General features: G+C 53.5%; 12 protein-coding genes. 6 read left to right on the forward strand and 6 right to left on the reverse strand.

The features are described 5' to 3' along the window. Positions 1 to 46: 46 nt before the first annotated feature. Positions 47 to 4,066 (forward strand): AAA domain-containing protein, encoded by a 4,020-nt coding sequence (locus LX87_RS11870; RefSeq protein WP_111628463.1) that lies wholly within the window; start codon positions 47 to 49, stop codon positions 4,064 to 4,066. Here LX87_RS11870 and LX87_RS11875 read toward each other — a convergent pair. Both LX87_RS11875 and LX87_RS11880 read right to left on the reverse strand, forming a co-directional pair. Next, on the reverse strand, positions 4,035 to 5,423 hold the full coding sequence (locus LX87_RS11875) for an APC family permease (protein WP_229310639.1): 1,389 nt from the start codon (positions 5,421 to 5,423) through the stop codon (positions 4,035 to 4,037). The two genes, LX87_RS11870 and LX87_RS11875, sit on opposite strands and share 32 nt — an antisense overlap. 60 nt (positions 5,424 to 5,483) lie before the next feature. Beyond that, entirely contained in the window at positions 5,484 to 6,392 is a 909-nt protein-coding gene (locus LX87_RS11880) for a LysR family transcriptional regulator (protein WP_111628465.1), read from the reverse strand. A 95-nt stretch (positions 6,393 to 6,487) separates the two neighbouring features. Between LX87_RS11880 and LX87_RS11885 the strand changes: the two genes are divergently transcribed. After that, on the forward strand, positions 6,488 to 6,889 hold the full coding sequence (locus tag LX87_RS11885; protein ID WP_111628466.1) for a T9SS type A sorting domain-containing protein: 402 nt from the start codon (positions 6,488 to 6,490) through the stop codon (positions 6,887 to 6,889). Positions 6,890 to 7,013: 124 nt separating this feature from the next. On the opposite strand, the gene LX87_RS11890 is transcribed toward LX87_RS11885, so the two are convergent. After that, complete coding sequence (locus LX87_RS11890; RefSeq protein ID WP_111628467.1) at positions 7,014 to 7,895, reverse strand: hydroxypyruvate isomerase family protein; 882 nt, start codon at positions 7,893 to 7,895, stop codon at positions 7,014 to 7,016. Between the two features lie 79 nt (positions 7,896 to 7,974). Further along, positions 7,975 to 8,694, reverse strand: a complete 720-nt coding sequence (locus tag LX87_RS11895) for a 3-keto-disaccharide hydrolase (protein WP_111628468.1) — start codon at positions 8,692 to 8,694, stop codon at positions 7,975 to 7,977. Between the two features lie 174 nt (positions 8,695 to 8,868). On the opposite strand from LX87_RS11895, the gene LX87_RS11900 reads away from it, so the two are divergent. The 3 genes from LX87_RS11900 to LX87_RS11910 are packed head-to-tail and all read left to right on the forward strand — an operon-like array spanning position 8,869 to position 11,167. Beyond that, positions 8,869 to 9,423: a GNAT family N-acetyltransferase gene (locus LX87_RS11900; RefSeq protein WP_111628469.1), complete on the forward strand. Its 555-nt coding sequence runs from the start codon at positions 8,869 to 8,871 to the stop codon at positions 9,421 to 9,423. Continuing rightward, positions 9,420 to 10,358, forward strand: a complete 939-nt coding sequence (locus LX87_RS11905; RefSeq protein ID WP_111628470.1) for a hypothetical protein — start codon at positions 9,420 to 9,422, stop codon at positions 10,356 to 10,358. Before LX87_RS11900 ends, LX87_RS11905 begins: the two co-directional genes overlap by 4 nt. Then, complete coding sequence (locus LX87_RS11910; protein ID WP_111628471.1) at positions 10,355 to 11,167, forward strand: helix-turn-helix domain-containing protein; 813 nt, start codon at positions 10,355 to 10,357, stop codon at positions 11,165 to 11,167. Before LX87_RS11905 ends, LX87_RS11910 begins: the two co-directional genes overlap by 4 nt. 54 nt (positions 11,168 to 11,221) lie before the next feature. Here the strand turns inward: LX87_RS11910 and LX87_RS11915 are convergent, their stop codons facing one another. Both LX87_RS11915 and LX87_RS11920 read right to left on the reverse strand, forming a co-directional pair. Next, positions 11,222 to 11,725, reverse strand: coding sequence for a hypothetical protein (locus tag LX87_RS11915; protein WP_111628472.1), 504 nt, complete (start codon positions 11,723 to 11,725; stop codon positions 11,222 to 11,224). 58 nt (positions 11,726 to 11,783) lie between these two features. Further along, positions 11,784 to 12,557, reverse strand: a complete 774-nt coding sequence (locus tag LX87_RS11920) for an SDR family oxidoreductase (protein ID WP_111628473.1) — start codon at positions 12,555 to 12,557, stop codon at positions 11,784 to 11,786. Between the two features lie 218 nt (positions 12,558 to 12,775). Here LX87_RS11920 and LX87_RS11925 point away from each other — a divergent pair, with 218 nt between their 5' ends. Further along, positions 12,776 to 13,654, forward strand: coding sequence for a c-type cytochrome (locus LX87_RS11925; protein ID WP_111628474.1), 879 nt, complete (start codon positions 12,776 to 12,778; stop codon positions 13,652 to 13,654). Positions 13,655 to 13,767 lie beyond the last annotated feature (113 nt).

Raw genomic sequence — 13,767 nt, forward strand, 5'->3', positions numbered from 1 at the left:
AACGCTATAAATCGGTGCACGGCCTTTCGTCCGTGGGTACGTCCCTATGCAATTATCCCAGACCGTTCTTAAAGCTTATCTCAAACGCCTGACCAACCTCAGCAGCCGCAACCGTTCGCTGTTGCTGACAAGCCTGCCCGTTGAGCAGTTTCTGGATTTGCACGAAACGGATTTTCTGGATAACAAACCGTCTTTTGACCTCATCCGGCAGTTGATGGCCCGCCGTCCGACGATTCCGCTCTGCGACGTACTCGACCCCCGGATGGAAAAGGCCAATGAGGTCAGCAAAAAGCTCCGGAAAATTGCCCGGACCGACCGGTTTATTGAAGCCGAACGCGGGTCCGAAGATTTATACGTCGGGTACCCATTTGTGCGGGGCAAGCTGGCCGACGGTACGGCGATTCACGGGCCGCTGGTTTTCTTCCCGGTTCACCTCCAGCAACAGGGTAACAAGTGGCTGCTGGTGCGCCGGGCCGACGAGCCGATTACGCTCAACCGCAGTTTTCTGATGGCGTATGCCTACTACAACCAGTACATCCTGCCGGACACGGTGCTGGAACACACGCTGGATGAGTACGACAAAGACGCTACGGTTTTCCGGACCCAATTGTACGAATGGCTGAAAGAAAGTCCGCTGGAGATTAATTTCAATCAGGACCTGTTCACCGATCAGTTGCAATGGTTCAACGCGCTCAAAAAGTCTGATCTGGACAAGCTCGAACGGTCGGGCGAGCTAAAACTTTATCCGGAGGCCGTTCTGGGCATTTTCCCACAGGCCGGTTCGTACCTCGTTCCGGATTATGAAGAGCTGCTCGCTGCCGATGATGTAGGACACCGGCTTGAGGGAATTGATGCCCAGAACATTGAACACGGCTTTCCCTTTGCCCCTCTCCCGTCTACCCAACCTTTGATTCGGGAGGAAAACCTCCATACGCCCCTGGCCATTGATGCCTCCCAGGAGGAAGCCATTCGGCGCATCAAAACCGGGGAGTCGATGGTGGTGCAGGGACCGCCCGGCACCGGCAAATCGCAATTGATCGGGAACCTCATGGCCGATTTTGCCGCGCAGGGAAAACGGGTTTTGTTGGTCTGTCAGAAACGGGCGGCTCTGGACGTGGTCCACGAACGACTGCGGCAGGTGGGAATGCAGCCCTTTTCGGCCCTGATTCACGACTTTAAAAACGACCGCAAAGCGCTTTACGATCAGCTTGCCGGGCAGGTCGAGCGGGTGGAAGAATACCGGAAACAGAACTACGGGCTGGACGCCATTCTGCTCGAACGGAATTTTGATCAGGAAAGCCGCCGGATTGATCAGACACTGACGGAACTGCAAGCCTTCAAGGATGCGCTGTTTGATGAAACCGAAGCGGGTATATCCGTCAAGCAATTGTACCTGACCAGCGATCCCACGGCGCCTACCATTCCGCTGGAAGATATCTACACCCAGTTTCGGCCCGATTCGGTAACGGATTTTGTGGAACGACTCCGGGAATACGGCGCGTACCTGAACCGTCTGGGCCCTACCCATCCGTGGGCCGACCGGCTTTCGTTTGCCCCCTTTTCGTTTAACCAGCTACCGGCGCTCAAAAAGCTGCTCCAAGACTTACCCGGTTTTGTCCGGACCACCAGCGAACAGGCCCAGGCATTGACCAACCGCCCGTTTTCGCTGTCCGACTGGCAAACCGTGCAGGAAGATGAATGGGAAACCTCGGCGCTGTTAACCCTGCTCAAACCCGAGCCGTCGGCACAACGCTGGCACTGGGTGCGCCGGTTGCAGCAGGAGCCCACCCACCCGCTTTTCAGGACCGAACCGGAAGAACTCGAACGTCTGGAAGTGGAGATTAGCGAGTGTCTGAGCGGAAACGGTATTGAAAAAAGCCTACCCGTCAGCGATTTACCCAACACCGCGCAACGGTTGCAGGAAGCCATTCAAAGCCGTTCGTCGTTGCTTGGCCGGACGGTTTGGGGTTTATTCAGCAAAGATAAAACCGGTTTGCAGCACCTTGCCGAAGCCAACGGTTTTGCACTTTCCGACGAAACGCTGCCGGTTTTACTCGAACGCGTACAGCGCCGAATCCGGTTTGAACTGCTCCGCCAGCAGATTGAGCAGAAAACCAAGCAGGACGTAACGCCCGAAAACGCCTTTCTAACCGTTCGGCTGGGCCGCCAGGCACTCGAAATCGTCCGCCGGATGAAAGCAGTTCCCTGGCTGAGTCAGCTTCCGGAATCTGCACTGAAAACCGTCGAAGCGTTTGCCAAAACCGCCCGACACCTCTTGGAAACCGGACGGAATGTGGCCCTTCAGTTGAGCCAATGGCAGCTGTTTTTAAGCGAATCGCAAATCGGGCGACTCTGGCAGGAACCGGCCCAAACCGAGACGCTTATGCGGTCGCTGGAGCAGGATGTGGATTTGTTGATCGAAGCCGACCGGTTGAAAGAACGGTTTTCGGACACTGAACGCGAAATTGTGCAGCGACTCGGTGAGCCCTTATCCGTTGAGCGGTTTCTGAACAGTCTGCATCTGGCCTGGATTGAACACCTCGAAACCCGTTATCCGATTCTGCGCAGTGTTTCCTCCCTAAAAATGAGCCAGTTGGAAACGGCGCTTCAGGAAAGCGTTCAGAAAAAACAGGCGCTGAGCCGTCAGATTCTGCTGGTCAAACTCCGCGAACGGACGTATCAGAACCTGGCCTTTAACCGACTGAATAATCTGGTTACGTACCGGGATTTAAACCATCAGGTAACTAAAAAACGCAACATCTGGCCCGTTCGGAAGCTGATGGAACAGTTTTCGGAGGAGGTGTTTCAACTGGTTCCCTGCTGGATGGCATCGCCGGAATCGGTGTCGGCTATTTTTCCGATGAAACCGGAATTGTTCGATCTGGTGATTTTCGACGAAGCCTCGCAGTGCTTTGCCGAGAACGGTATTCCGGCCATGTACCGGGCCAAACAGGTGGTTATTACCGGCGACAGCAAGCAGCTACAACCCAGCGACCTGTACCGCATCCGGTTCGAAACCGCCCCCGACGAAGAAACGCCCGTTGAACTGGAAGTGGAATCACTTCTGGACCTGACCACGCACTATTTTCCGCAGACCCAGTTGCGCGGTCACTACCGGAGTCGCTCGATGGATCTGATTGATTTCTCAAACCGGCTTTTCTACAAAAACTCGCTACAACTTCTCCCGGATTTCCACCAGCTCAACCGCCAGCAGCCCGCCATTCGGTATCTGAACGTCAAAGGAGTTTGGGAGAATAACACCAACGAAACCGAAGCCCGCGCCGTGGCCGACCTGATCGACCAGTTGGCGACCGAACTACCGGGTCGCTCCGTCGGCGTTGTAACGTTTAACTTTCAGCAGCAGCAACTGATTCAGGAGTTGCTGGAAGAACGCACGCTGGCAGGTTTGCAAGCCGGTTCGTCGCCGGTTTTGCCCTCCCCTGAATCCGTTACAGAAACCACGTTCGTCAAGAACATTGAAAATGTGCAGGGCGACGAGCGTGACGTAATTATTTTTTCCATCGGCTACGCGCCCGACCCGCGCGGACGGCTATCGGCGCAGTTTGGGAGCCTGAACGCCAAAGGGGGCGAAAACCGGCTGAACGTGGCCGTGACCCGGGCGCGGGAACGGATTTACGTCGTCACCAGCATTTATCCGCAGCAACTGAACGTCGAAAATACCGCTAACGAAGGGCCGAAAGCCTTGAAGCAGTATCTGGAATATGCGCTGTCGGTGGCCGAAGGAGCGTACTGCCCGCAACCCCGCCAGACCGACCGGATTCCGGGCGCACGGTTGTTGAAAGACGAACTGAAAGATACCCAGCCCGGTCTGGTTGAAGAGTTGCCTTTTGCCGATCTGACCAAAAAACTGGCCGATCACTACGCCGGACTGCTGCTAACCGACGATGATTTGTACTACGAAAGCAGCCCGAAAGACGCCCACGCTTATACGCCGTTTGCGCTCCGGATGAAAAACTGGCCCTTCCAGCGGATTTACAGCCGCGAGTACTGGCGGGGCCGGATAGAGACTAAGCCTACGGTTCTGCCGGGTCCACCAGCGGACTAGCGGATTGGTCGGCCGCATCAAACGGCCATTGTTTGCGAATTCGGGCGGTAATCAGATAGACCACGATGCCCAGGCCAATAACCGTTAATCCCGACACCATAAATGCCTGACCGGTTGAAATAAAAATAAACGTCCAGATGCCGATAACCAGCAAAACCGGTAACGGATAAAGCGGCATTCTGAACGGAAACGAACCGGTCTGTTTCCGCCGGTGTAACAGCAGTAAACCGATGGCCTGACCGATAAACTGCACCACAATCCGCATCGCCAGAATCGCCGTGATTACGTCGGATAAACGGAACAGCAAGCTAAAACCGAAGCCGAGTGCACCCAGAAACAGCAGCGAAATGTACGGAAAATGACGGGTTGGGTGGAGCTTGGCGAAAACAGGAAAAAACTGCCCGTCGGCCGCTGCCGCGTATGGAACCCGCGAATACCCCAGCAATACCGCAAAAAGGGACGAAAACGCCACAATCAGCACCATGAAGGTGGCGATGGAACCCGCCCGCGTACCGTACAGCCGCTCAATGACCGCGCTGATGATGAACTCGCTGTGCTGCGCTTCCTGCCAGGGAATAACCTTGACCACGCTCCAGTTCATCGCCAGATACAACACCGCAATGCCGATGACTGAAATCAGCATACTGATCGGAATGATCCGCGACGGATTGCGGATTTCCCCGCCGAGGTGGCAGACGTTATAATAGCCCAGGTAACAGTAGATGGTTTTAACGGATGCAATGCCCAAACCGGCCCCAAACAGTCCGGAGATGGCTTCACCCGAGGGAATAGCCAGTGAAACCGTTTGTTGCCCACCCGTCAATCCGCCCCAGATAATCCAGCCGAGCGTGGCCAGCACACAGACCCACAGCAGGATGCTGATGCGGCCAATGGATTCGATTTTACGGTATAACAGCATGGTAATCAGAATAACCACTCCGCCTGATACGGCTTTACGCTGCCACTCGTCAAAGGGAATCAGATAAGACGCATACTGCGCAAAACCGATGGCTCCCGACGCCACTACCAGCGGAGCCTGAATCATGGTTTGCCAGACGTACAGAAACGACAGGAGCTTTCCCCAGCGATTTTCGCCGTAGGCAATTTTCAGGAAGTTGTAGCTCCCACCCGCCTGCGGATAGGCCGCGCCCAGCTCCGACCAGACCAGCGCATCAATCAGCGAAATAACCGCGCCCAGAATCCACGCCCACAGAAAATGCGGCCCACCCATGAGTTGAATCACCAGCGGCAGGACCACAAACGGCCCAATGCCAACCATATCGATCATGTTCAGGGCCGTAGCTTGTAACAATCCCAGTCGCCGGGGCAGCGGGGCAGAATCCGTAGAAGTAGACACAATTCAGGTTAGTTAAGAAACAATGAATAAATGGGTTCGTATGCATTCGACGCCGTTTTCCTAGGCCGAACACATGACAGCGTACCCGTCGAGTTCTTTCATGTAAGACGCCAATTTTTCAATGAACGCGTCGGTATACGGCGGGAGTTGCTTGTTTTTCAGGGTGGCGGCATACCAGGTTCGCAGCAGGCGTTTTTCGGTCAGCGAAACAGCCGCTAGTTCGCCCGACCGCAGATAGGGCCGAACCACCCAATTTGGTAACATGGCCACGCCCATCCCGGCTTTTACCATTTCCAGAATCGCTTCGGTCAGCGTCATTTTATACACCCGCGGAGGCCGAAAGTTTTTGTAGAGCATCTTAAAATTAGTGCTTTGCTCATCCGGAATGTTGTACATGATGTAATTCTGGTTGGCAAACTCATCAATTTCAACCCAACTGCGGTGGGCCCATTCGTGATCCGGAGCCACAATCACCATGAATTCGTCCTGAAACAGGGGCGTGTAGTTCAGCTTGGGGTTTTCGGCTTCTTCCAGAATGGCCACATCAATCTTATTTTCGAGCAGGTGTTGCTCGGCAAAATGCGTGGCTTCAATATCAATTTTTACATCCACTTTCGGGTATACGTCGCGGTAGGCCCGCAAAAAACCCGACAGCCAGTGATACGACGTGTAACATTCCGTGCAAAGCCGTACCTCACCAGCATCTTTCTCGGTCAGGCATTTAACCTTCGCCCTGGTTTCGGCCACTTCCTGCAAAATCTTCTCGGCGGCTTCCAGAACCACCGCCCCGGCATCCGTCAGCAGCATCTGCTTTTTGTCACGGATAAACAACTGTGTGTTAAAAAAGCCTTCAATCTCTTTCAACTGGTGGCTTAACGCCGATTGAGTCAGGTAGAGCCGGTCGGCGGCTTTGGTCAGGTTACCACAAGCTGCCACCTCTTTCACCATCTGAAGATGCCGGATTTCCATGATGAGAAAAATTCATGATTTCGACAAAAATAATTCGTTTTGTTAATAATCCAAAAGGCAGCAATTTTGTCCCATCACTTAAACAACATAGTACAATGAAAACGATTGGACAACAACTACTAATGGCGCTTTTTCTGGGGTTAATCGTACCGGTATCCAACGCCCAACCGACCCATACCGGCAATGCCAGCACTGAACAAAAGGCTTTTGATGTAAACCTGTTTCTGGGGCAGCGGGAGAAAATTAACCTGATGCTGGCCGTTCGGCAACCCCGGCGCGTGACCATCCGGCTGAAAGATGCCCGCAATGCCGTTCTGTACAAAGAATCGCTGACCAAAATCCCGGCCAGCCACTGGCGAAAATTCAATTTCGAAGGCATGAAAACCGGAACCTACTACCTGGAAATCAGCAACGGTGATCAGGTTGTGGTTCGACGGATTGAAGTTGGGGCCATTCCCGCAACCGAAACGCAACGGTTTATCAGCTACGCGAATTAAATCACACCAAACCCCTGCAAAAAAGGCTTCCCCGGTATGGAGGAAGCCTTTTTTGTACCTATCAACTTGCTGTTTTACCCTTTACGGCGTCGCCAGCCTTACAGGCTTACGTCCGTCCGTACGGTTATACATCGCAGATTTGAATGCTCTCGCGCAGTGAAGTCAGCGGGTCACGCTTCGGAATAAACTCCTGGGCAACAAAGCCTTTGAAACCGGTATCAACAATGGCCTGCATGATGGCTGGGTAATAAAGCTCCTGCCCATTATCGATCTCATTCCGACCCGGATTGCCGCCCGTGTGATAGTGCGCAAAATACTGGTGATCGCGCCGGATGGTGCGGATAATATCTCCTTCCATGATCTGCATGTGGTAGATGTCGTACAGCAGCTTAAACCGCTCAGAACCCACCCGTTTGCACAACTCAACGCCCCAGGCCGACTTGTCGCACATATAATCCTTGTGATCAACTCTGCTGTTGAGCAGTTCCATCACCATCGTCACACCGTGTTTTTCGGCGCTGCTCATGAGTTTTTTCAGACCCACGGCGCAGTTTTCCAGCCCTTTTTCGTCGTCCATGCCCCGGCGATTGCCCGAGAAACAGATCACCTGCGTCAAACCGGCATTTTTCAGTTTCGGGAAGATGGCTTCGTAGCTGGCGATCAGTTCATCGTGGAATTTCGGGTCGTTGAAACCGTCGTTGATGCCTTTTCCGGCTCCCTGCGCCATCGAACAGGTCAGACCGTATTTTTTCACCACGTCCCACTGGTTAGGATCGAGCAGGTCGATGCCCGTAATGCCCATGTCTTTGGCGGCTTTGGCAAAATCTTCCAGCGGAATTTTGTTGTAGCACCACTTGCATACGGAATGATTGATCCGGCCTTTCAAGGGCGGATAAACAGTTTTTTCGGTAGCGTCCATCTGAGTAGCGAAGGAGTCAAGAACAGAAAAGGTCAGGGCGGTTCCGGCGAGTGTTTTCAGGGCCGAACGGCGGGATGGTGATTTCATAATTTTGAATGAGTAAATGAGTGAATGATAGAATAGCCACTGTTCGCTCCTTTTATCATTCACTCATTCAAAATTGGTTTTAAAGTTCGCGGATCCGGATATTCCGGTACCATACTTTGTCGCCGTGGTCCTGCAAAGCAATCCGGCCGGTATCGTATTTGTTGAAACCTTCCCAGCCTTTGAATTTGCTTTCGCTCACCATTTTCTCCCATTCCGGGCCGCTGGTTGTGTATTCCACCACTTTCTTGCCGTTCAGGTAGTGCTCCACTTTTCCGTTGTTCACCACCAGCCGCACTTTGTTCCATTCGCCCGCTACTTTCTGGGCGGAGAAGTCCGACGGGGGCAGCATATCGTACAGGGAGCCGGAGGTACGGTTTCCGTTCTTACCAGCTTTGGCATCCGGATGACGCTCGTTATCAAGCACCTGCATTTCCGGGCCGGTTGCATACGTCGTCCGGTACTTCGGATCTTCGTGCACCCGGTAAATAATACCGCTGTTGCCTTTCTCCGAAATTTTCCACTCGATTTCCAATTCGTAATTGGTGTATTCCTTGTCGGTAACGAGGTCGCCCCCACCGCGGCCGGTCAGCGTAATGGCACCGTCTTCCACCTGCCACTTATCCGATACGGGTTGCCCCTGTTTCAGGTAGTTATGCCAACCCGTCAACGTCTTTCCATCAAAAAGTTTAACCCATTTTCCTTTTTTGGGACCCGATGCAATTGTTCTGGGTACACTCGCAACGCTAACAACCAAAGCCAACAAGACCACGCGGGTCATCATGCTGAGCGAAATTTTCATAAAATGTCCTTGAGGTCAAGATTAATCCACTGCACCATTGCAGCAGAACAATATTAGAAAACGGGGACGGTTGCGGCAACTTTTTTAGTAAAAAGCTTCTAGAAAATACGTTTTTTAGAAGATTGATAGATTTTTACACCAAAACTTCCGGCGGCTACCGGCAACTTTACGGCGATGAAACACCGAACCGAAATCAATTGCGGAGACGGCATTACGCTGGCACCACCCACGCTGGCCGACACCGAAACCATTGCCCAACTGGCGAATAACCGCGCCATCTGTCTCAATCTGCGCGATAGCCTGCCGCACCCGTACACGCTGACCGACGCTGTTTGGTTTGTTCAAACCGTCGAACGGGGGGCGCTGGGGCTGGTTTTCGGTATTTATCTGGATAAAACGCTGGTCGGCGTGACAGGCGTGGTTCCGCAAACTGACATTCATCGGCTGTCGGGCGAAATCGGCTACTGGCTGGGCGAACCGTACTGGGGACGGGGCATTGCTACGGTTGCCATTCGCCATATGGTGCAGTATACTTTTGAAAACACCGATCTGATCCGGCTTTTTGCGGGTATCATGGCGCCCAATAAAGCCTCGATGCGGGTGTTGGAAAAGAACGGTTTTACGCTGGACCTTATTCAGCGGGCCGCCGTTTACAAGGCCGGTAAAGTGCTCGACGAATACCGTTATAGTCTGATTAACGAAGAAAAATTAGCCGCTCTCCTGCCGTGACCATCGCCGAAAAAATTCTGCACCGCATCAACCGACCGGACTTGCTGCAAACTTTATCCGAAGAACTGACGCCCTCGGAACTGAACTCGCTGTTACTGGAGGTTTTTGACCGGCGCATCCAACGGCTTTCACCGGCCAACCTGCTGCAACACTACCAGAAAAACCGTTTTGTTAAACCCGCCGACCTCGACGTAATGCGTCTTCGGGAACTGGAAACGCGGATTTTGCAGATTTTTGAAACGTTTCAGTTTCGGCCGGTCGAATTGTCGCCGGTCGCTCCGCTGGGTTCGTGTTCGGTCGTAGCCACGGCCGACCAGAAGAAGGTCCTGTCGGCGCTGCGCGGTACGGAAGTGCTGGCCGACGCCACCAACGCCCTGGCACTGCACGCGGCTGATCTGAAAAAAAGCGGACAGTGGCAACCGACGCAGCCCACCGATCAACTCCGGTTGAGCACCATCCAGCGGCACGTCCGAACGCCCCCGGTGACCGTAGCGGGCCATACGCAGCATTTCAAAATCGGCTGTCTGGTGTCGTCGGGGCGCGACACGGGTAATTTTCAGTTTGAGTGCGAAAGCCTGGCCGAGCATCTGGCCGTTATGACGGCGGTTTTGCGCGACACCTTACAAATCAGTAGCTTGCGGTTCAGGTTCATTCAACGCGCTGGCGTCGATCAGGGGCGGTTACTGGACCGGGTTGCAACCCACATTCGGCAACTCCGGAAGGATTTGTCCATCGAAACCGATACCGCGCCGGGTCGGCAGAACCCGTATTATAAAGGACTGCAATACAAAATACTGATAACCGTCGGTGGGCAGGAATACGAGATTGGAGACGGCGGTTTTGTGGACTGGACGCAGCAATTACTGCAAAATAAAAAAGAACGGTTTTTGATTACCGGTTTAGGCGTCGAACAGCTATTCCGGTTGGTAACATGAACAAAGGACGGGTTATTTACGAAGACGAAGCTGAACCGCATTTCCGGCTGGCCTATCCGCATCCGGGCCTGACGGCTTTTGTGGAGTATTATTTTGAAGTAAACCAACCGGCTACCCTAGCTAACCCGCTGTATTTAAATGCCCTGCCGAATCTTTCGAACCTGCTTTGCGTCAGCCTGCGCCCCCAAAGCTGGCTGTCCATTAACCAGAAAAGTGGGGCGCTGAGCACTGTAAAAGGATCACGGTTTCTGGGCAATCTGACCGATTTACACCTGTCTATTTATCCGGCCAGCGTTCACGAGTTTTACGTTAAATTCAAACCGGGGCTGCTTGGTAAGCTTTTCCGGATTAATCCCGCTGAGGTCGAAAACGCGAATGCTGATTTGATGAATTTCATTCCGCTGCCTGAACTGGAGGAGCACCTGCAAACCGCTCCGTCGTTCCGCGAACGGGTGAGCCTGATGGAACGGATGTTAATGAACCGGTTATACGGTTTTACCCCCGATTACCGGTTTGCTATTGTACAGACAGCCTTGAATCGGTTTGGACAAACCACCGGCGACAATTTTCATCTAAGCCAAATCTGCCGCGAACTGGGTGTTTCGTATCCTTCCCTGCACCGGTATTTTACCGAAGTGCTGGGGTATTCGCCGAAATACTGCCAGAAATTACTTCGTTTCAAGAAAGGGCTGCACCTGTACAAACGACACGGGAGCGGCTATTCATTTGAGGAAATCGGGTATACCGATTTTTCCCATTTCGTGAAAAATTCCCGTCAGCTCACCCAACGTTCCCCGTCCGACTTGTAAAAATGAAAAAGGCCTGTCCAGATGACAAGCCCTTTTCACAATGGTTCAACTTACTTACGACTTACTATTCTTCTCGTTATCATCTTCTTTTCCGTAGCCCATCTTGTGCGGGTCGTACCCTTCCGAAGGATTATCGCCTTCTTCCAGAAATGTGGCCCCCTTCCGGTTAAACAAAGCCTCATCCGAGGGATTGTCCGGCAGTCCTTCAACACTGCTGGGTAAACCGCTCTCTACACTGTCCGGTGCGTTGGCCGCATCCCGCCGATTCTGGGCGATGACGTTTGGGTCCACATCCCATTCCTGGAAGGAGCCGTGCGAGTCCGGACGGGTTTCGTGCTGGTGGCTTCCCCGGTACTTTTCTTCCCGGTCTACTGTCAGGTCATAAGCGGTATCGCCCTGATCGGCCGGGGTTATCATGCGTTCTTCGGTTCCAACCCCCTCACTCGGTTTTCCGTAATCGGAGGTACCATGCTGATAGGGATTACCGGAGTAATATTTATCATCCCGCGCCTGCGGATCGAATTTCTCCCTATTATTTGTTTCTTCGTTCGTTTCCATAGTATGGTGAGGGTTGATTCTCTACTATAACTGGAAAATCGGTGCAAGTGTTTGAAAATTATCGTCCCATCCAGCCGCCATCGACGGTCAGAATAGTGCCGTGTACGTAATTGGAAGCCTGCGAAGCCAGATACACAACGGCTCCTTTCAGGTCGTCGGCTTCGCCCCAGCGCCCGGCCGGAATGCGGGACAGAATGGCCGGGTTGCGGTCAACGTCCGCCCGAAGAGCCGCCGTATTGTCGGTGGCAATGTAGCCCGGCGCGATGGCATTTACGTTGATGCCCTGCGAAGCCCATTCGTTGGCCAGCGCCTTCGTCAGCGACCCGATGGCTCCTTTGCTGGCGGCATACCCCGGCACGTTTACACCACCCTGAAAGGTCAGCAGCGAAGCCGTAAAAATGATTTTCCGATTGAAATCCACGTCCCGCGCCAGCATGTCCCGGCCCACTTCCCGACTCACCAGGAACTGGGCGTTCAGGTTGACATCCATGATTTCATCCCAGTATTCGTCAGGATGCTCGGCGGCTGGTTTCCGACGAATGTTTCCGGCATTGTTGATCAGAATATCAATCGGCGGGCATTCGTCGCGAACGGTTTCCAGAAACATGTAAACAGCCGCGCGGTCGGTAAAATCAACGGGAAACGGATAAAACTTGCGCCCCAAAGCCGTCACGGCCTGTTCTACCTCGCTGCCCGGTTCAAGCGTAGCCGACACGCCAATTACATCCGCACCGGCTTCGGCCAGCGCCACGGCCATCGCTTTCCCAATTCCGCGTCTGGCACCCGTCACCAGTGCGGTTTTACCCTGAAGAGAGAATAAATCGAGGATCATAAAACATCATTAAACGTACGAACGGTAAAGGTAACGGATGCCGCGCTTTACCCGCATCGTTCGGCCTTCTCCCTGCGGTTTTTCCCGCGACGAATCCGTCTGGCGTAGGTTTTTATCCGTCCCGCGTAGGTAAGCAGCGCCGGTTTCTTTGGACTTTTGTGAACGAAAAGCTACGGGATTACACCAAGGCCGACCACACAACAACAAATACACTGAACATGCTACGCAAAATTTTGAAATGGACCGGCATTGTGCTGGGTTCCCTGATTGTCCTGCTCCTGACTGGCTATCTTTTCATTGCCAGCAACATCGCCAACCGGACCGACAAAACGTACTCGTTTGCCGCCGAAAGTCTAGCCATTCCGACCGATACGGCAACCATCAATCGCGGTGAACACCTGGCCGTCATCAAAGGCTGCACCGACTGCCACGGTGCTAATCTGGGCGGAAAAATCATGATCGACGATCCGGCGCTGGGGCGGCTGGTTTCTACTAACCTGACCCGTGGCCGGGGTGGTGTTCCTGCCGACTACAGCACCACCGACTGGCTGCGGGCGCTGCGCCACGGGGTTGGCCGCGACGGAAAACCGTTATTGTTTATGCCCTCGCACGAAACGACACTGCTCTCCCGGCAGGACATGGCCGCCATCATCGCGTACTGCCAGCAGGTGCCCGGGGTTGACAACGAATTACCGGAAAATGATCTCGGCCCGGTGGTTAATGTCATGACCTATCTGGACAAAATGCCGCTGCTTTCGGTCGAGAAAATCGACCACAACCGGCCGATGGTCGCTCAGATTGACTCGACCGAGGGCATTGCACAGGGTAAGTACCTGGCGGTTTCGTGCAGCGGTTGCCACCGGCCTACGTTTAAAGGAGGTGATCCGGTAGCGCCCGGCTTTCCGCCCGTGCCGGACCTGACCCTCACCGGAAACCCCGGCAAATGGACCAAAGACCAGTTTATTGCCACACTTCGCACCGGTAAAACACCCAGCGGCCACCAGATCAACAACGACAACATGCCCTGGAAGATGACGGCTCAGTACACCGACAAAGAACTGGCGTCCCTTTACCAATTCTTCCATTCCCTCAACTGACGTTGCCGGTTTCGGCAACAGCGCCGGAACGGGTTTTACGAAAGACGATCCGGAGACGTAAAGAAGACAACGACAAATCCATTGAATACACATGAAAACGATTATTACGGTAG

It is taken from the genome of Larkinella arboricola (assembly GCF_003259745.1).
Lineage (GTDB): Bacteria > Bacteroidota > Bacteroidia > Cytophagales > Spirosomataceae > Larkinella > Larkinella arboricola.